This window comes from Bosea sp. 124, from assembly GCF_003046175.1.
Lineage (GTDB): Bacteria > Pseudomonadota > Alphaproteobacteria > Rhizobiales > Beijerinckiaceae > Allobosea.
Genome location: NZ_PZZM01000001.1, coordinates 786,663 through 805,000, shown reverse-complemented (window position 1 = coordinate 805,000; position 18,338 = coordinate 786,663). Strand labels below are relative to the sequence as shown.

The 18,338-nt window shown below is 64.8% G+C and carries 19 protein-coding genes and 1 pseudogene (1 of these 20 only partly in view); 10 read left to right on the top strand and 10 right to left on the bottom strand.

The features are described from left to right. From istA to C8D03_RS03770, 5 genes are all read right to left on the bottom strand, one after another. Positions 1–1,284 carry the 5' portion of an IS21 family transposase gene (gene istA / locus C8D03_RS03790; RefSeq protein WP_108045076.1) on the bottom strand. It extends 216 nt beyond the left edge of the window, so the window shows 1,284 of its 1,500 coding nt (coding positions 1–1,284); the start codon lies at positions 1,282–1,284; its stop codon lies beyond the left edge, outside the window. Positions 1,285–1,798: 514 nt separating this feature from the next. After that, positions 1,799–2,011: a hypothetical protein gene (locus C8D03_RS03785; RefSeq protein ID WP_146170072.1), complete on the bottom strand. Its 213-nt coding sequence runs from the start codon at positions 2,009–2,011 to the stop codon at positions 1,799–1,801. A 292-nt stretch (positions 2,012–2,303) separates the two neighbouring features. Continuing rightward, a complete protein-coding gene (locus C8D03_RS03780; protein ID WP_108045074.1) occupies positions 2,304–2,537 on the bottom strand; it encodes a hypothetical protein in 234 nt (77 codons plus the stop codon). 141 nt (positions 2,538–2,678) lie between these two features. Further along, complete coding sequence (locus C8D03_RS03775) at positions 2,679–3,137, bottom strand: hypothetical protein (protein ID WP_146170070.1); 459 nt, start codon at positions 3,135–3,137, stop codon at positions 2,679–2,681. Further along, a complete protein-coding gene (locus C8D03_RS03770; RefSeq protein ID WP_248308337.1) occupies positions 3,134–4,210 on the bottom strand; it encodes a GlxA family transcriptional regulator in 1,077 nt (358 codons plus the stop codon). The genes C8D03_RS03775 and C8D03_RS03770 overlap by 4 nt, the downstream gene beginning before the upstream one ends. On the opposite strand from C8D03_RS03770, the gene C8D03_RS03765 reads away from it, so the two are divergent. The 3 genes from C8D03_RS03765 to C8D03_RS03755 all read left to right on the top strand — a co-directional run bounded on the left by C8D03_RS03765 (position 4,185) and on the right by C8D03_RS03755 (position 7,372). Then, positions 4,185–4,997, top strand: a complete 813-nt coding sequence (locus tag C8D03_RS03765) for a DJ-1/PfpI family protein (RefSeq protein WP_248308336.1) — start codon at positions 4,185–4,187, stop codon at positions 4,995–4,997. The two genes, C8D03_RS03770 and C8D03_RS03765, sit on opposite strands and share 26 nt — an antisense overlap. Continuing rightward, positions 4,994–6,064: a Leu/Phe/Val dehydrogenase gene (locus C8D03_RS03760; RefSeq protein WP_210203884.1), complete on the top strand. Its 1,071-nt coding sequence runs from the start codon at positions 4,994–4,996 to the stop codon at positions 6,062–6,064. The genes C8D03_RS03765 and C8D03_RS03760 overlap by 4 nt, the downstream gene beginning before the upstream one ends. Positions 6,065–6,139: 75 nt before the next feature. Further along, positions 6,140–7,372: an ABC transporter substrate-binding protein gene (locus C8D03_RS03755; RefSeq protein ID WP_108045072.1), complete on the top strand. Its 1,233-nt coding sequence runs from the start codon at positions 6,140–6,142 to the stop codon at positions 7,370–7,372. 71 nt (positions 7,373–7,443) lie between these two features. Here the strand turns inward: C8D03_RS03755 and C8D03_RS03750 are convergent, their stop codons facing one another. Both C8D03_RS03750 and C8D03_RS03745 read right to left on the bottom strand, forming a co-directional pair. Continuing rightward, positions 7,444–8,370, bottom strand: a complete 927-nt coding sequence (locus tag C8D03_RS03750; protein WP_108045071.1) for a CobW family GTP-binding protein — start codon at positions 8,368–8,370, stop codon at positions 7,444–7,446. Next, positions 8,370–9,902, bottom strand: a complete 1,533-nt coding sequence (locus C8D03_RS03745) for an amidohydrolase family protein (RefSeq protein WP_282568611.1) — start codon at positions 9,900–9,902, stop codon at positions 8,370–8,372. The genes C8D03_RS03750 and C8D03_RS03745 overlap by 1 nt, the downstream gene beginning before the upstream one ends. 78 nt (positions 9,903–9,980) lie before the next feature. On the opposite strand from C8D03_RS03745, the pseudogene C8D03_RS03740 reads away from it, so the two are divergent. Beyond that, positions 9,981–10,647, top strand: a pseudogene (locus tag C8D03_RS03740) (IS5 family transposase); the annotation flags it as partial. 17 nt (positions 10,648–10,664) lie between these two features. On the opposite strand, the gene C8D03_RS03735 reads toward C8D03_RS03740, so the two are convergent. Further along, positions 10,665–10,910 (bottom strand): hypothetical protein, encoded by a 246-nt coding sequence (locus C8D03_RS03735; protein ID WP_108045069.1) that lies wholly within the window; start codon positions 10,908–10,910, stop codon positions 10,665–10,667. Between the two features lie 419 nt (positions 10,911–11,329). Here C8D03_RS03735 and C8D03_RS03730 point away from each other — a divergent pair, with 419 nt between their 5' ends. From C8D03_RS03730 to C8D03_RS03715, 4 genes are read left to right on the top strand one after another with little or no spacing between them, the layout of a single operon-like run. Beyond that, positions 11,330–11,875 (top strand): TRAP transporter small permease, encoded by a 546-nt coding sequence (locus C8D03_RS03730; protein WP_108045068.1) that lies wholly within the window; start codon positions 11,330–11,332, stop codon positions 11,873–11,875. Then, positions 11,872–13,155 (top strand): TRAP transporter large permease subunit, encoded by a 1,284-nt coding sequence (locus C8D03_RS03725; protein ID WP_108045067.1) that lies wholly within the window; start codon positions 11,872–11,874, stop codon positions 13,153–13,155. The genes C8D03_RS03730 and C8D03_RS03725 overlap by 4 nt, the downstream gene beginning before the upstream one ends. A gap of 38 nt (positions 13,156–13,193) precedes the next feature. After that, positions 13,194–14,189, top strand: coding sequence for a TRAP transporter substrate-binding protein (locus tag C8D03_RS03720; RefSeq protein WP_108045066.1), 996 nt, complete (start codon positions 13,194–13,196; stop codon positions 14,187–14,189). Further along, a complete protein-coding gene (locus tag C8D03_RS03715; protein ID WP_108045065.1) occupies positions 14,189–14,857 on the top strand; it encodes a cyclase family protein in 669 nt (222 codons plus the stop codon). Before C8D03_RS03720 ends, C8D03_RS03715 begins: the two co-directional genes overlap by 1 nt. Before the next feature lie 178 nt (positions 14,858–15,035). Here the strand turns inward: C8D03_RS03715 and C8D03_RS03710 are convergent, their stop codons facing one another. Together C8D03_RS03710 and C8D03_RS03705 are read right to left on the bottom strand one after the other, a co-directional pair. Continuing rightward, positions 15,036–15,818 carry an SDR family NAD(P)-dependent oxidoreductase gene (locus C8D03_RS03710; protein WP_108045064.1) on the bottom strand — a complete coding sequence of 261 codons (783 nt, stop codon included), beginning with the start codon at positions 15,816–15,818 and terminating at the stop codon, positions 15,036–15,038. Further along, positions 15,818–16,516: a hypothetical protein gene (locus C8D03_RS03705; RefSeq protein ID WP_108045063.1), complete on the bottom strand. Its 699-nt coding sequence runs from the start codon at positions 16,514–16,516 to the stop codon at positions 15,818–15,820. Before C8D03_RS03705 ends, C8D03_RS03710 begins: the two co-directional genes overlap by 1 nt. 141 nt (positions 16,517–16,657) lie before the next feature. Here C8D03_RS03705 and C8D03_RS03700 point away from each other — a divergent pair, with 141 nt between their 5' ends. Next, entirely contained in the window at positions 16,658–17,509 is an 852-nt protein-coding gene (locus C8D03_RS03700; RefSeq protein WP_108045062.1) for an IclR family transcriptional regulator, read from the top strand. Continuing rightward, positions 17,506–18,330: an ABC transporter permease gene (locus C8D03_RS03695; RefSeq protein ID WP_108045061.1), complete on the top strand. Its 825-nt coding sequence runs from the start codon at positions 17,506–17,508 to the stop codon at positions 18,328–18,330. Before C8D03_RS03700 ends, C8D03_RS03695 begins: the two co-directional genes overlap by 4 nt. Positions 18,331–18,338: the final 8 nt, after the last annotated feature.

Here is an 18,338-nt window from a genome sequence, read left to right as displayed (position 1 = left end):
CATCAGCCGCAGCACCTGGATGAACTCGCGCTTGCCACGGTTGCCCATGCGCGCCTCCAGCAGATGGCGCAGGTGCTGGAAGGCCTCGGGCAGATCCCAGCCCTGGAGCGCCGCCGCCTGGTCGAGCGCATTGGGCTTGGTCTCGATCAGGGCGAGATAATGCAGTGGGTTGGAGACGAACACGCCTTCGCCATAGCAGCGCGGGTGACGGGCAATCTCGGCGCCACCGCACAGGATCACGACCGCATCGACGAAGCCCTTCACCACGACATCCTGAAAGCCGTAAGCTGTGGGCACGGAGTAATCGTTTGAGCGGTAGCGCACCAATGCGGTCGAGGAGACCCGCGCGCTGCGCTTCTCGCACGGCTCCAGCGGCACGGCCGGCAGGTCGCGCAACGCCGCCAGATCGGCGACAAGCCGTTCTCCGATCGTCCCGGCATGCCGCCCGGCTCGTTCCCCCTGCCGGAGACGGCAACGCTCAGCCAGCCTGGCGTTCAGCGCCTCAAAGCTTGCCACCACCGGGATCGGCGTCATGAAGTTGGAGCGGGCGTACTTCACCAGGCCCTCGACCTTGCCCTTGTCGTTGCCCTTGCCTGGACGGCCGAAGCGATCCCGGAACAGATAATGGCTGACCAGCTCGGTGAAGGCGCGGGTTCGCTCGCGCTTGCCGTCGCCGCAGATCTTCGCCACCGCGATGCGCGTGTTGTCGTACAGGATCGACAGCGGCACCCCTTCGAAGAAGCCGAAGGCCGAGACATGGCCGTCCAGGAACGCTTCCGTCGTCTCGCGGGGATAGGCCTTCACGAAGCAGGCGTCCGACTGCGGCAGGTCCATGCAGAAGAAATGGATCTTCTGCCGAACCCCGCCAATCACCGCGATCGCCTCGCCGAAATCCACCTGGGCGTGTCCCGGCGGATGCGCCAGCGGCACGAAGGTCTCGCGCCCACGCGCCCGGCCGATCCGCACGTAATCCTTCACCACCGTGTAGCCGCCAGCGAAACCATGCTCGTCGCGCAGGCGCTCGAAGATCCGCTTGGCCGTATGGCGCTGCTTCACCGGCGCGCTCCGGTCAGCCTCCAGGATTGCGTCGATCACCGGCAGCAACGGACCCAACTTCGGCTTCCCGGCAGGCTTCGTTCGCGTGTACCCCGGCGGCAGCGAGAACCGGCACATCTTCGCAATCGTCTCGCGGCTCAGACCAAAAACACGCGCCGCCTCCCGGCGGCTCTTCCCCTGATTGAACACGAACTGCCGAACCGCCGCGTAGACCTCCACCGCGAACATCCCCGCCAACCCCAAAAGGGATCAGCCTATCCAAATGGATGGCTTTTACGCCGCCCGCGCCAGCACAAACGACGGCGCTTCATTGGATGGTTTTGTCACCGCCCTGCACACAACCTTTCCGAGGGCGACCAGATGAGCGCTCGAGAACGGCGACATCCCATTAGTCGACAAAACAATTGTCGGTGGTTTCACGCCCCCGCAACCAACCATTCAAAAAGCCCTCGCAGCTCCGCTGCGAGGGCTTTTTGCGCGTGGCGCCTTTCCAATAGCCTGCCGTGCCGCCCAGTCTAGGATCGTGCCCAACTCGCCGCGCAGTCTTGCGAAGACCTCGCCTCGCCGCGAGCCCGGCCTCAGCACGCTCTTCTCCATTTGCATCCGCAGGGCTTCCGCCGCCTCGTGCTGCTCACAGGGCTGTTTGAAGGCTGCCGCCAGGGCCGCGCCTTGATCGCATAGATCGCGGCTGCACTCTACGCAATGTCTGGCGTGTCCGCCGGCGCATCCGCGAGCAGGGCGGCTACTCCTCCTCGCCGGCTTCCAGACCGGTCATTATCCCCCTTATCGACGGATGGTACATGCCGTCTGCGATCGACTCGACGATCGGCGCGATCTGCTTCTCGACTTTTGAGAGCCCTGTTTTCCAGGCATCGCTATCGGAACGCCGCTCCCAGTTCAGCCTGCTGGTCTCCTCCGCATAGGCACGCATCGCTTCCGCGACGATGCGTGTCAAACGGCAAGCCTGCGTCGCTTGGCACTCGTGCTGCGCACCAATGGCGTCGCGATCGAATTCGAGCGCGAGGGAACGGACGGGACGCGGATGAGCACGTTTCAAAAATGCGCTTGAGGCCCGCCTCGCCTCCCCGTCCGCTCCGCCCGTTTCATCGCTTCAGCGGACAGGGCGGACACCGCTGGCGGCTAGCGACGTCGTCGGGGCACCCAATCGCAAGGTCCTGGAAGCCGGCAGCAGGCCAAATGGAGGGGATGCACGGCGAGCACGCGCTGCGCATCAGCCAACCGTGCCCTCAACGTGCGAGCACGGACTTCCCAACTGTGATCGCCTCGGCGACGAAGCCGCCAACATATCGGTCATCATCTTGACCACCGGCTCCCGCACGGTGGCGGGCGTGCTGGCGTCGAACCGTGATCGTGTCGAGCTCAATGGCGGGAGGCTGCTGCGCGTGGGCCACGAATGCAAAGGGCACGACGCATGACAAGGCGACCGCGCACGTGGCGCCGGCCGTCGGCTTGATGGACATGTTGATGTTCCTCGAAGGCTTGGATCGTCTTGGCGAAAGGACGTCAAACCTTCGAGGGCGGTGCGTGAGCCGGCGGTGGCGCCGCCTGTCGTTGTGGTGGCGCCTGCACGGAGAGGAGCGCCCGGTAGCGCACCGCCGTGCTCAGGACTCCAGCGAGGGCAGCCAATCGATGAGAAGCGCCTGCACCTCGGGATGATCGAGGACGGCCCTCTGAGAGACCAGGCAACAAGGAGATACGTGCACAGCCTGCGACGTATCATCGGTTTGTCCGTCACCAAACGGGCTGCAGATCACCAGCAGCATTCGCTCGATGGACGAGTGGTCACCCACCTGCGCCATGGCGAGTGACGCCAGCATCGGCTGCGGCAGAATCGCATAGGCCAGCATCACGGCCAGTGCCGTGCGACCCCATTGCATCAGTGCAAGCAGTCGATCCCCATGGGCCCAGTCTAGCATGAGCGCAAGATATGCCGCATGGGTTGCCGGTGCGACAACGTGGCGGCCCGCTGCTGCGTGCGCAATGTCGGTCATCGCGCCAGCTGGCCGCTCGCTGACCGGAATCGTGGAGCAACGATAAAGCGTCGCGCTATGGCCGATCAATCCGATGTCATGTTCTCGGCGACGCGATGTCTCGTCTCACCTGTTCCGAACTTGCCCCTGTAATCTTGAGGGCTGACGCTAAGTCGCCGGCGGAAAGCCCTCCTCATCCTCTCCTCATCGACAAAGCCGTTGCGGGTTGCGATCTCCTTGATGCTCTGCCGGGTTTCTTCGAGAGCGCGGCGCGCAGATTCCAATCGCAGCTCTTCGACAACCTTCGCCGGCGTTCGGCCGGTTCGCGCAAAGTATAAGCGCGCGAAGGTGCGAGGACTCATGGCGACCCGTGCAGCCAGGACGTCGACCCGCAGGTCATCGCCGAGATGGTCCTGCATCCAGCTGTGCAGGGTCTCGAAGCCGCCGTCATCCGCTTCCTGCAGAACCAGAGGCACGCTGAACTGCGTCTGGCCCCCGGCTCGTTTCATGAAGACGACCAGCCTCTTCGCAACGCGGATCGCTTCGGCATGACCCCGATCTTCCTCGATCAGGGCGAGTGCGAGGTCGATCCCGGCAGTCACGCCTGCCGACGTCCAGATTGGGCCGTCGCGCTCATAGATTGCGTCCGGCGATACAATAACGTCAGGGTAGCGGTCCTGTAGAAGTTTGCAGGACCCCCAATGCGTAACGACTTTTCGACGACCGAGTAGTCCCGCCGCGGCCAGAATGAATGCGCCCGTGCACACCGAGCAAATCCGCCGAATTTCCTCGGCGCGAGCAGACAGCCAATCGACGAGCAGCGGCTGGCTTGCCGCCTCATGGACTCCCAGGCCGCCAACGACGATCAGCGTGTCGACGTCGCGGATGTCAGCGAGCGACCGGCTCATGAGCTCAATTCCCGATGACGTCCTGACAAGTCCGCCAGCCGCGGACGCCACGGTCAGCCGATAGGGCGCGATCTCGCCGCCAGCGGTTTCGCAGGACAGCTCGAACGCCGCCAGTGGGCCCGCCAGGTCGAGCAACATCGCACCGGGAAACACGACGAAGACGACGTTATGCTGGAACAAGCCGTCCTCCATGGCAGCGATCATCCGCTTGGCAGGAAACGAGGGCAGAATGTCGTTTCCGCCGATGCTTGTCATGCTCAAAGATCAGGCCGCAGCAATGACGGAGGCATCCTTGAGTAAAGCTACGTTGGAAATCGGACTTCTGTTCTTTCCCGGCATGACCCAGCTGGATGTCACGGGTCCTTTTGAGGTGTTGGCGCGTCTTCCGGGAGCGCGGATACATCTGCTCTGGAAACGCATCGAGCCGATCACGAGCGATGTCGGTCTCACTCTGATGCCGACAACCGCGTTCGACGACTGTCCGAAGCTCGACGTTCTCTGCGTCGGCGGCGGCCCCGGGCAGATGGCGCTGATGGACGATCCCGAGATCATGGGCTTCGTGGCGCGGGCCGGCGTGACCGCTCGCTACGTGACATCGGTATGCGCTGGCAGCCTTATTCTGGCCGGGGCCGGGCTTCTAACCGGCTACAAATCTGCATGTCATTGGCTCTCGCGCGATCAATTGGAGGTATTGGGCGCAGTTCCCGTCGCTGAACGCATCGTCGTGGATCGCAATCGCATATCGGGCGGCGGCGTGACGGCAGGCATCGACTTCGCGTTCCGCGTTGCAGCCGAACTCTGCGGAGAGGATGTCGCCAAACGTCTTCAGTTGATGCTGGAATACGATCCGCAGCCACCATTCGATATCACCGAGCGAAACGCCCCTGCCGAATTGCTGGCAGCTATTCGTGAATCCGCGCGTCCGATGCTCGAGGAAAGGCTGCGCTCGAGCGAGCGAGCCGTCGCTCGCCTGCGAGATGGCGGCTTCGGTCTCCACCGGCACGATCCGGACCTGGCCTCGGCCGATGGTGGGGCGCTGTGACGACGCTTCGGATCAGGACGTCGGAGCAGGACGGCCAGCGCTTCTACCGGTTCGATGACCCGACCTGCGATCTGTCCGGCGTCATTGCCATCGACTCCCTCGCGCTCGGTCCCGCGACCGGAGGGTGCCGGTTCTGGCGCTATGATGACGAAGACAGCATGCTTGGCGATGCGCGGCGTCTCGCGCGCGGCATGAGTTACAAGAATGCGATGGCAGGGCTCCCTTTGGGAGGGGGCAAGGCCGTGATCCGGCGCCCGCATGGTCTGTTCGATCGCGAGGCGATTTTTCGCTCGTTTGGGCTCGTCCTCAATAAGCTCAACGGCGATTATCTGTCGGCGGAGGACGTTGGAACGACCCCGAGCGACATGGAGGTCGTGCGGTCCGTCACACCGTTTGTTTTCGGATTGCCCTCGCGTGGAACCGCTGCCGGCGGTGACCCGTCGCCCTGGACCGCCCTGGGTGTTTTCCTTTCCATCGAGCGTGTTCTGGTCCGTCGCGGAATTGCGCTCGCTGGCAGCCGGGTCGCGGTGCAAGGGCTCGGGAGTGTGGGCGCTGACCTGTGTCGCAGATTGCACCAAAGCGGTGCGAAGCTGGTGGTCGCTGACGTCGACCAGCAGGCCATCAAGCGTCTGCTGACGGGTGTCCCTGCAGAGGTGTCAGATCCGAACGCGATTCACGCCAGCCGTGTCGATATCTTCGCGCCCTGCGCGCTTGGAGGGGGGCTGAATCAGGAGACGATACCGGAGATTCAGGCGCCGGTCGTGGTTGGCGCGGCGAACAACCAACTTGCCGGGGATGCCGATAACGAGCGCCTGCGCAGCCGGGGCATCCTGTATGCGCCCGACTACGTCGTGAATGCCGGCGGCATCATCAACGTCGCAGCGGAATATCTCGGGCACGACCAGGGCCAGGTTCTCGATGGCGTCCGCCGCATTCCTGATCGTCTGGCAGCGGTCCTGGATCGCGCCGAGGCTGCAGGACGGTCGCCGTCGCATGTGGCCGATGCAATGGCCCTCGAACTGATCGAGACCTCAACAAACGCTCCCGGCAACAGAATGTCCGCCTGACAGGCGACCGACTACCAGGCCGGCCGGCGCGCGCCGGAATTTCACCAACCCGAGTCCATCGCAAAGGAGCACTTCATGTCAAAGTCGAAGTTCGCATCGCTCGCCGCCGCATGGCTCATCCTGGCGGCCGCGGCATCGCCATCCGCTGCCCAGCTCTCCAACGACGGCGTCAAGATCGGCGTTCTCAACGATATGTCAGGTCCGTACGCGGACATTACCGGGCAATCGAGCCTGATTGCGGTGCAGATGGCCGTCGAGGATTTTGGCGGCGTTGTGCTCGGTCGAAAAGTTGAGGTCATAGCCGCAGATCATCAGAACAAGCCCGATGTCGGATCGGCGATCGCTCGAAGGTGGTACGATCAGGACGGCGTCGACGTCATCGTCGGGCTTGGCGCGTCTTCCGTCGCACTCGCCGTGCGGTCATATGCGCGCGAGCATGGAAAGCTGGACATCGCAACCAGCTCGGGCTCCTCGGATCTCACCGGCCCGGCATGTTCGCCGACGGGTTTTCACTGGATGCACGACACCTATGCCCTGGCGAAGACGCTCGCCACAGCCAGCGTCAAGAACGGCGGCGATTCCTGGTTCTTCGTGACCGCGGACTATTCCTTCGGTCACGTACTCGAGCGGGACGCGTCCCGCTTCGTGGAAGCGGCGGGCGGGCGGGTGATGGGCAAGGTCCGTGCCCCGATCAACTCGACGGACTTCTCGTCCTATCTGCTTCAGGCGCAATCATCTGGTGCGAAGATCATCGGGCTGGCAAACGGCGGCAACGATACGATCAATTCCGTCAAGACCGCCCGCGAGTTCGGGATCGTCGGCGGCGCCGGCGGGCAAAGCCTTGCCAGTCTTCTCTTGATGATCACCGATGTGAATGCGCTGGGCCTTGAGGCCGCACAGGGAATGCTGCTCACCGAAGGCTTCTACTGGGACCAGTCGGATGACACGCGCTCATTCGCGACGCGCTTCTTCGCTCGCCGCAAGCTGATGCCAAATATGATGAATGCGGGCGACTACAGCGCCACGATGCACTACCTCAAGGCCATTCAAGCCGCCGGCACCGACGAGCCCAAAGCCGTCGCGGCCACAATGCGCAGCCTGCCCATCGATGATGCGACGTTGAAAAACGGCAGGATCCGGAGCGACGGACGGGTCGAGCGCGACATGTACCTGTTTCGCGTGAAGAAGCCGGGTGAGACGCGCGCGCCCTGGGATCTCTACGAGCAGATCGCCACTGTTCCGTTCGCCGATGCCTTTCGGCCGTTGTCCGAAGGTGGCTGCCCAATAGCATCGACCGCTTCACGTTAGAGCGGAACCCGATCTGATTGAAGCGGAAGGATCCCAAATCGGGTTCCGCTCTGGTGAAGGCAATCAAAGCCTCAAAGACATACCGCTTCATCCAACAGGGAGGTGATCATGGTCAGGTCGGCCAGCTCCTCCCTGGCGATCAGGACGATTGCGGCTTCGAGACCGTCGCCTGGCGCCAGGGGAGATGGCGTCAGCGTCGCGCGCGAGCCGACAAGCTGGAACAGCAGGGGACGCGGATCTTCCCCTGCGAATGTGACGATGCCTTTCGCGCGCAAGAGTGTCTGCGACATCACATTCAGCGCGTGCTGGAACTTGGCCAACGATAACGGCTTGGTCGCTGTCCAGCTTGTGGTTGCAAAGAATGGCAGCGATGTTGGCCGGGCGGGACCAGGGGCTCTCTGCTCTCCGGGACCGTATCCGAACAGGATCTCCAGCGGCAAATCGGCCAGCAGCCTGAAAACCGGTTTGGGCAAGAAGCGCTGTTGAAGTTTCGCGATCAGGTGCGCGGCTGCGTCCTGGCCGATCAGCTCTGCTTTGGTGACGAGCAGGACGTCGGCCGACCTTGCCTGCGACAGCCATAGTGGATCGTCCCATAGCTGCGGCTCGTTGGTGAGCAGATGCGCGTCGACCAGTGTCGCCACCGTCTCCAGAGCCGCCGCCTTGAAGATAACGGGATCAAGCAGGTTGCGGATGATCTCCGCCGGGTCCGAGATGCCACTCGTCTCGATGACGACGGCGTCAGGGACCGGGTGGCGCCTGGTCACCGATGCGAGCGAACGCAGAAGGTCACCTTGCAGAGAGCAGCATATGCAGCCGTTTTTCAGGCTGACGAGTCCCTCGGTCGACGATTCTAGCAAAGCAGCGTCGATATCGATCGCCCCGAAGTCGTTGACGATGGCGGCAATGCGCTTTCCGCCGGGATTCCGGAGCAACTGGTTGATCAGCGTCGTTTTGCCGGCGCCTAGGAAGCCTGCGACCAGCAGGATTGGTATGGCCATCACAGCGTCGGGCGACGAACCGGGCGACCCGGACGGGCATCTTTCACCAGGTCGCCGTTCGCGATCACAGCTTCTCCGAAGACAAACAGATGTCGAAAGCCTTCAGAGGCAGCATTCATCCGGAAAAAGTCCGCACGGTCAGTGAGGCTCTCGTAGTCGAACACTCCGATATCGGCATCGCAACCGACCTGAATGCGGCCTTTCTTGCGCATCGCGGGCGCGCAGCCTTCCAGGATCTGAGCCGGAATGAGCGTGCATTTCCTGAGCCCCTCGGACAGGCTGATGACCTGTCGCTCCCGAACCCATTCCTTCAGAAATTTTGTGAACGTCCCGGACGAACGTGGATGCGAAACCGCATCGTCAGGCAGGGGCCAAGCATCTCCGACATATGTGGAGCCGTTCGTCAGGGTCCACGGCACAGCGTCGGAGGCTATCGCGCCGCCCGGATACATGATCGAGACATCAAGCAGTTCCCGGTGGCGTTCGTTCGCGGTGACGTCCAGGAAATGAATCAGCACCAAGGCTCCCGAGTTGTCCTGCTGAGCCTGGAGCAGCTCTTCGCGATCGCGGAACCTGTGACGCGAGGCGACAAGTTCGATCGCGTTGTAGTCGGTGCCGAAGCGCTCGGGAAAAGCCGGGTCGCTGAAGAAGCCGGCGCCGATCACGGTCGATCCGGTGCCATACGGATAAGCCTCGACAGTGACCTTGAGACCCTGAGCCTGGGCATTGCGCACGAGCCCCGCCGCCCTTTCGACATCGAGCAGGCTCGTGCTGTTGAAATGGCAGATGTGCATATGAGCTCCCGTGGAGCCTGCAAGCCCGATAAGGCGCGTATAGGCGTCGATGGAACTCATGGGGTCGATATTGGACATGAAGGCGATGTGCGTGAACGTCGGCGTGCCCACGCTCGCGGCCAGGCTGCAAAGCTCGGAGAGTTCCTTCATGCCGGCGCCGGGGGCGTAGCCGTTCGGAAAGCCGATGCCCAGAGCGCCCTGTTCCAGGCCAGCGCGGACGCGATCGACGATTTCGACCGTCTCCTGCGGGCTGGCGGTACCGGTCCAACGCGGGTCGCGCATGGCCAGGCCCATGCCCTCGATCGTGGACTCTGTCTGCTGCGAAGTCATCGCGGCGATCCGCCCGAAGATCCAGCCGGTCGATGCCCCGTAGTTCAGGACACGTCCAGCGGCTGCCTGTTCGTCGTACCACCGGGCGACGGGAAGAACGCCGATCTCGAGCTCCAGCGAGGTCGTGACACCGTCATAGGCCTGCATCCGGTCGGCCGGTATCGACTGGCCATGACCATGCAGATCGATGAAGCCGGGCGTGACGACCAGCCCTTCGGCATTCACCGTTTTCTTTGCCGGTCCGGAAATGCTTCCAATGGCAACAATCGTGCCGTCCTTGATGGCGACATCGGTGACCTCGTCTCGCGATGTCTCGGGATCGATGACACGACCGCCCATGATTTTCAGATCGAACATACTTGGTCCTTTAGCGCCGCGGAGACGGTTTTGAAAATCGCATCTGCTCAGATGCTCTTCGTCTGACGCGGATCGAGGGCGTCGCGCAGTCCATCGCCGCGCAACGGAACTCGACAGGTCTCGTCGATTGACCGGCGGGTGGTGAGCGGCATTGTCGATGTGATCCGCAACGGCCTGCAGTGGAAGGACGCGCCGAAGGGCTATTGTCCCACTAGACGCTCTACAACCGCTTCATCCGCTGGAGCCGGCTCGGCGTCTTCGAACGGATCTTCGCCGGGCTTGCCGGCGAAGGGCCCAAGCCCGAGCGGATCATGATCGACGCGACGCATCTCAAGGCCCATCGCACGGCGGCAAGCCTGCTCAAAAAGGGGCTCTTCCCCGTCGTATCGGGCGCACCAAAGGCGGGCTGAACTCCAAGCTCCACACCGTCTGCGACGGCAAGGAGCGTCCGATCATCATGCTGCTCTCGGAAGGGCAGATGAGCGATCACAAGGGCGCAAGCCTCGTCCTCAACGCCCTGCCACCGGCCAGGACGTTCATTGCCGATCGCGGCTACGACAACGCCGCGTTCCGCCAGGCCCTCCTCGCCAAGGGCATCACGCCCTGCATCCCGTCGAGCCGAAGCCGGAAAATCCCTTTCGACTACGACAAGGTGCTCTACCGTCAACGCCACAAGGTCGAGAACCTCTTCGCCAAGCTCAGGGACTGGCGAGGCATCGCCACACGCTACGACCGATGTGCCCACACTTTCTTCTCAGCCATCTGCATCGCAGCTGCCGTCATCTTCTGGATTTGAAACAATGAGTCCTGAGCCTAGGCTATCTCGGCGATGCCCTGCCGGCGGGAACTCAGATCTGGTCCAAGGCCGGCCGGACGCGTTGGCTGGGCGACGAGCGTGCCGCGTTTCGCCGGCACGACACCCTGCGCGCCATCCTGCCCGGCGGCCAGGAATTCCTGCTCACGATTTTTTCGCAGGGTGAGGCCATCGCCGAGGATGACGGCTTCCTGCCCGCGCTCGGTGCCATCGCCGCTGCGGAACTGGCGAAAGAGACGCCCCAAACTGCCGCATAGCGCGCCTGCCCGCAGCGTCGGCCTTGAGCCCTGTGCAGCAGGAGGAAAGGCAGCCCGGCAAAATGCTCTCCTGCTCAGGCGGCATCGGAGGTTTCGGCTTCGCGCGGTCCGGCCATTTCATTTGACAGCCCAAAAGCCGGCGCGCAGTATGCAGCATACAATACGATTGCCGGCTTGAATTGGCGGTCATCAGGGCCAGGAACATCCGGAGGTGCGTCCATGTGCGCTCGCCAATCCATCTCGACCGATCCGCCGCTCGCGCCTCGCCGACAGCCGTGACGGCAGCAGGCAGCCCTCGCGACAGCCAGGGGCGATGCCGCCGACCCCCGCATAGGTTCGGAGCTTTCGAGGCCGGTCTCGGCATCTGCTCCTGAGCCCGAGATTGGTCGCCCGACGGGTTTTCCGAGATGAATTTGTCAAAGACGCTGCTTCGCCTGCTCGAAAATCTGCTCATCATGGCCTTTGTCGTGATGATCGCCATGGTCTTCGGCAATGTCGTGCTGCGCTACCTGTTCAACTCCGGCATCACCATGTCGGACGAGGCCTCGCGGATGATCTTCGTCTGGCTGACCTTCGGTGGCGCCTTCCTGGTCGCGTTGGAAGGCGGGCATCTCGGCATGACCACCATCGTGCAGATGCTGGGGTTGCGCGGGCGCTGGGTCGCGCGGCTGATCGCCGAGGGGCTCTCGCTGTTCTGCATGGTCCTGCTGGTCCGGGGCTGCTGGCTGCAGAGCAGCATCAACATGAACAACCTTTCGCCGGTGCTGGGGGTCCCGACCGCGATCTTCTACATCGCCGGCCTGGCCTGCGGCCTCGGCATCGGCCTGATCAACATCGTGACGCTGGGCAGGCTGCTGAGCGGAACGCTCCCGCCCGACCAATTGATCAGCGGAGCCGAGTCGGAGGAGATGGCCGCCTTCGAGGCGCATCAGCAGGAGCGCCCGCGCTCATGACCGTCCTCGTCTTCCTCCTGTCGCTGCTGGGCGCGATGGCGCTGGGCATGCCCATCGCGACGTCGCTGCTGGTCTGCGGCGTCGCCCTGATGATCCATCTCGGCACCTTCGACGCGCAGATCCTGGCGCAGAACCTGATCGGCGGCGCCGACAGCTTTCCGCTGATGGCCGTGCCCTTTTTCATGCTGGCCGGCGAACTGATGAATGCCGGCGGGCTCTCGAAGCGGATCATCGCCTTCGCGATGGCGCTCGTCGGCCATGTGCGCGGCGGCCTCGGTTACGTCGCAGTGCTCGCGGCGATCGTGATGGCGAGCATTTCCGGCTCGGCGGTGGCCGATACGGCGGCGCTGGCGGCCCTGCTCATTCCGATGATGCGGCAGGCAGGTTACCGCCTCGACCGAAGCTGCGGCCTGATCGCAGCCGGTGGCATCATCGCCCCGGTGATCCCGCCCTCGATCGGCTTCGTCGTCTTCGGCGTGGCGGCGGGCGTGTCGATCACGCGCCTCTTCCTCGCGGGCATCGTTCCGGGCCTGCTGATGGGCCTGGCGCTGGTGATCACCTGGTATGTCCTGGCCAAGGACGAGCCGGTTTCGCGCCTGCCGCGCCCGACGGCGCGGAGCATCGCCAAGGCGGGGCTCGACGGTTTCTGGGCGCTTCTGCTGCCGTTCCTGATTATCGGCGGCATGAAGGTCGGCGCGTTCACGCCGACGGAAGCCGCCGTGGTCGCTGCGGTCTACGCGCTCTTCGTCGGCATGTTCGTCTATCGCGAGCTGAAGATCGAGCATCTGCGTCCGGCCTTCCTGGCGGCGCTGAAAATGTCGGCCTCGGTGATGTTCCTGGTGGCGGCCGCGCTGGTTTCGGCCTGGCTGATCACCATCGCCAACATTCCGGCCGAGGTCGGCGCCATGCTCGGCCCGCTGATCGAATACAAGACGCTGCTGATGATCGCGATGATGCTGCTCGTCGTCGTGGTCGGCACGGCGCTCGACTTCATCCCGACCGTCCTGATCCTGACGCCGGTGCTGATGCCCATCGTCAAGCAGGCCGGCATCGACCCGGTCTATTTCGGCGTCCTCTTCATCATGAACAACGCCATCGGCCTGCTGACGCCGCCGGTCGGCACCGTGTTGAACGTGGTCTGCGCGGTCGGCCGCGTGCCGATGGACAAGGTCATCCGCGGCGTCATGCCGTTCCTGCTCGCCCAGGTCGCAGTGCTGGCCCTGCTGACGCTCGTCCCCGAGATCGTCACTGTGCCGGCAAAATGGTTCTACGGGCGCTGAACGAGCCCACTCAAAAAACAACATCAGGAGGAAGTCCCATGACGATCACCAGACGCACCGCTCTCGCCACTGCCGGCGCCGGTCTCGGCCTCTTTGCCATCGGCCGCCCGGCCTTCGGCCAGGCTGCGAAGCTGCGCTTCGCCCACCCCCATCCCGAGTCCGATAGCTGGCACAAGGCCGCGCTCCAGCTTGCGGAGAAGGTCAAGGCCAAGAGCGGCGGCAAGGTCGAGATCCAGGTTTTCCCGAACGGGGCGCTCGGCTCGGATTCGCAGACGATCAGCGCGGTGCGCGGCGGCTCCCTCGACATCTGCCTGACCGGCAACCCGTTCTTCACCGGGCTGGCTCCGAAGCTGAACGTGCTCGACCTGCCCTTCCTCTTCCAGAGCCGCAAACATGCCGCGGCGGTGATGGACGGCCCTATCGGCAACGGGCTGCGCCGGGAACTCGAAGCCTCGAACCTGACGGCGCTCGCGACCTGGGAGATCGGCTGGCGTAACCTGACCAACAGCCGCCGTCCGGTTGCGACCGCTGCCGACATCAAGGGTCTGAAGATCCGCACCACGCCCAACCCGGCGCATATCCGCGCCTTCCAGTTGCTTGGCGCCGTGCCGACGCCGATGGCCTTCACCGAGCTGTTCTCGGCGTTGGAGACCGGCGCGGTGGACGGTCAGGAAAATCCGGTGACGCTGATCCTCAACGCCAAGTTCAGCGAGGTCCAGAAGCACCTTTCGCTGACCCGCCACGCCTTCACCACCGGGCCGGTGGTGATGAACAAGGCCAAGTTCGATGCGATGGCCCCCGACATCCAGAAGATACTGACCGAGACCGCCCTCGAACTCGCCGTGGTCCAGCGTCAGATGAACGAGGATACGGAAGGTTCGAGTCTGGCCGAACTGAAGAAGGCCGGCATGCAGGCCGTGGAAAGCCCCGACCGCGAGTCCTTCTCGAAGATCGTCACCGCCGAAGTCGAGAAGGAGTTCGTCACGAAATTCGGCGGCGAGACGCTCGAAGCCATCAAGAAGGCGGCCGTCTGATGGAGATCATCGACCTCTCCATGCCGATCGAACAGCATTTCCGCTGGCCGGTCGAACTGGCGATCAAGGGCGACATCGCGGCGGGGGACCAGTTCCGGGTCTCCCGGATCAACATGACCTGCCACGGCTTCTCCCATGTCGACGCTCAGGCCCATGTCATCGCCCACAGCCCGACGATCGAGACGACCGCACTCGACCGTGTCGTTGGCCCGTGCCGCGTGCTGGACCTGCGCGACGTCGCCCCCACTCAGGCGATCGATGCCGAACGGCTCGCCGCAGCCGACCCGGGCGGCCCCGATGGAGAAATCCTGCTGCTGGCCAGCGGATGGGACACGAAGCGCGACTACAGGACGCGTGAATTCTGGCTCGATGCGCCCTATCTGACTCGCGACGCCGCGCTCTGGCTCAAATCCCGCAACCCGACCGCGCTGGCTTTCGACTTCCCGCAGGACTTCCCGATCCGGCTCCTGCTCGACAACAAGCATGTGCCTTTCGAGGAGCATGTCACCCATGATGTCTGCCTGCGGGCGGGGATCACCCTGATCGAATATGTCGTGAATACGAGCGCCCTGAAGAACCCGCGGACCTTCCTCTGCGCGGCGCCGCTGAAGCTGCCGAATGCGGACGGGTCTCCGGCCCGCATCTTCGCCATCGAAGGGCTGGCGTGACGCCCGCGGCAGGCCCGCCCTTTGAGGGGAGGGCACGCCGCCACGTCCCGATCTGGCCACCGCGCTCCGCATCCCGCCGCCTCGAACCGAAGGGTTGGGGGGCGGCGGTTTGTCCTGTCGTGAATGGCGGATCGGAATGCCGGCCCGGCCCGGACGCCGCGGCGGTCCCGCGCCCTGTTCAATAGGTCGCCCGGCCGCCCGACAGGTCGAAGATGCCGCCGGTCGAAAACGAGCACTCGTCCGAGGAGAGCCAGAGCACGATCCGCGCCACCTCCTCGATCTCGACGAAGCGCCCCATCGGGATGCGGCCAAGGATGTCGGCGCGGCGCTCGGCCGAGATCTCCCTCGCCATCGCCGTTTCCGCAGCCGCCGGGGTGATCGCGGTCACGACGATGCCGTCCTGCGCCGTCTCCTTGGCGACACTCTTGGTCAGCGCCATCAGCCCGGCCTTGGAGGCGCTGTAGGCCGAAGCCTTGGCCATGCCCTCCTTGCCCTGGATCGAAGCGATGTTGACGACATGGCCGCGCAGCGGATGCGGGGTGACGCGCGAGGGGCGCGGGGCCTGCTGCCGCATGCGCCCGACGATGGCGCGCGTCACCAGATAGGCGCCGAAGAGATTGACCTGCAGAACGCGCTGGAAGTTCTCCGGTGAGGTCTCCCAGACCGGCTTCACCTCGCCGAGCACGCCGGCATTGTTGACGAGGATATCGACCCCGCCGCCAGCCGAGAACGCCGCATCCGCGGCGTGGTCGACGGCCACCGCATCGGTGACGTCGACAGTGCGGATTCCGACGCCTTCTCCCAGTAGGGCGGAGGCCTCGGCGAGGGCGGCAGCATCGGCGTCCCAGAGTTCGACCCGAGCCCCGGCATCGAGAAGGGCTCGGGCGATGCCGCGGCCCAGCCCGCCGGCACCGCCGGTGACGATCGCGAAGCGGCCGGACAGGTCATAGGTCGCGCCCATCAGCCTGCGCTCCAGGCCGTCTTGGTCCGTGTGATCTGGTGGCGATAGAGCCCGAGCGAATATGGACCCTGGCCCCCGATCGCGTCGAGCTTGCCGGCGGCGAGCTCGGCTTTCGCCGTCGCGACGAACGGCGCCTCGTCACCCCAGCCTTCGACCAGCAGTACCCAGCGCGGCACGGCGTTGGCGACGCCGCGCGCCTCCTGTTCCGCGGTGGCGACGCCGCTCGCCTCGGCATCGGCCGTCAACAGATGCACGGCCGCGATCCCGGGCAGCGCCAGCAGGTCGGGAATGGTCCAGCGTTGCAGGCTCGCCTTGTGGGCTGCCGCATCGGCGTCGGCCACGTCGTAGCGCAAGGTTGCGATCAGGCCGCCCTGGGCCGGGCCCGCGCTATGGGCGACGCGGCAGATCGAGCGCGCCACCGCGCGGAAATGCTTCACCGTGGCAAGGGTCCAGGGCGTCGGCGTGTTGACCCGCGCCGTATAGTCCTGGCCTTTCAGCACCTCGACGCTCAGGGCCTCGTAGAGGTTGAAGAACTCGAGATCGGCCTCGATCGCGACATAGCGCCGGCCGCGCTGGAAGCCCGGTATGCCGAGGCGTTCCGGCATGTGCTCCTGGCCGTGCCAGGCATAGAATGCGTCGCGGCCCTCCGGCGCTATGTCATGCCAGATCGCGACGGCGCCCTCTCCCGACAAGCTCACGGCAGCTCTCCCAGCATCATCGCCTCCCGGCCTGCGGCGAGGCGCGTTGACTCCGCCCCTGAAGCTTTCTATACGAAAATCAATTCCGAATTGGAAATGATTTCCAGAAATAAAAAAGCGGATGGAAGCGGGGATGGACAGGTGACGATCGCGGCTGTGGAGCGGGCACTGAAGGTGCTGGAGGCGCTGTCGGGCGAGCCCGGCGGGGTCGACCTCAGCCTGCTCTCCGCCCGCCTCGACCTGCCGTTCAGCGCGACCCACCGCCTGCTCGCGACCCTGGTCGAGCGCGGCTTCGTCAGTCAGGATGCCGCGACCGGCGCCTATGGCCTCACCCTGAAGCTCGCCCAGCTCGCCTTCCGCGATCTCGATCTGCGCGGCCTGCCCGATGCCGGGCAGATCGTGCTCGACGCGCTCGCCCGGAAGACCCGCGAATACTGCCGGCTCGCCGTGGTCGAGGACGAGAACCTGGTGTGGATCGCCCGGGCACAGGGCGCCACCGCTGGTTTGCGCTACGACCCGCCGATGGGCGCCGAGATCGTCCTGCACGCGACGGCGACGGGGAAAGCCTGGCTCGCCTCGCTGCCGGAGGTCGATGCCCTGCGCATCGTCTGCGCCCGCGGTTTCCAGGCCGGCGACCGCACCGGCCCGAACGCTTTGTCGGATGTCGATGCGCTGCGCGCCCATCTCGCCGAAACGCGGCGGCGCGGCGTCGCGCTCGCCGTTGAGGAGGGCGAGATCGGCACCGTCGCCATGGCGATCGCTTTCCGCGCTGGACCTGCGCCCGACGCCGCCATCGCCGGCACGCTCAGCGTCGCCGGCCCGATGCCGCGCATGAGCGAGGACCGGCGTGGCCCGATCGCGCAGGCCTTGCGGGACGCGGCGCAGGAGATGGCCGCGATCTGGCCGCTGCGGCGGCGGCAGATGCAGTCGCCGGCGAGGTCTGCCAGTGGCAGCCAGCCGCAGCCCGAACTCCAGTCGGGAACGTCCGCATGACCGATGACGCCGCATCTGCCCCGACGACGCGCCCGGCCACCCGGCCCGAGGCAGGCCCAAGCCGGGTGGCCGCCTGGGCCTCGGCCATCGCCTGGCCGCTGGCGAGTTTCGCCGTGCTGCTGCTCGCCTGGGAGTGGTGCGTGCCGCTGGCCGGCGTGCCGGAATACATCCTGCCCGTGCCGAGCGCCTTCTTCGAACGGCTCTGGACCGACCGAGCCCTGATCTTCCAGCACACGCTGGTGACCGGCAACGAGATCGTGCTCGGCTTCCTGATGGCGGCGGTGATCTCGATCCCGCTCGGCTATGTCATCGTCTCTGTCCGGCTGCTGGAGAAGGCGGTCTATCCGGTGATCGTCTTCTTCCAGCTCGTGCCCAAGATCGCGATTGCGCCGCTCTTCGTGGTCTGGTTCGGCTTCGGCCTGTTCCCGAAGGTGCTGCTGACCTTCCTGCTCTGCTTCTTCCCGACGCTGGTCGCCAGCATGACCGGCTTCCGGGCGCTGGACGAACGCGTGCTCTATCTGACCCGCTCGATGGGCGCGAGCGCATGGCAGACCTTCCGCTATATCCGCGTACCGGCGGCGCTGACCTACATCTTTTCCGGCCTCAAGGTCTCGGCGGTCTTCGCCGCCACCGGCGCCATCGTCGGCGAGTTCGTCGGCGCCAATTCCGGCCTCGGCTACCTCTTGCTGCGCGGCACGAGCTTTCTCGACATGCCCCTGATCTTCGCCTGCCTGGTCGCGCTCAGCGTCGTCGGCATCCTGTTTAGCTACCTCGTCGACGGGCTCGAGGTCCTGCTGATGCCCTGGCAGCGCAAGGCCTGAGACCATCT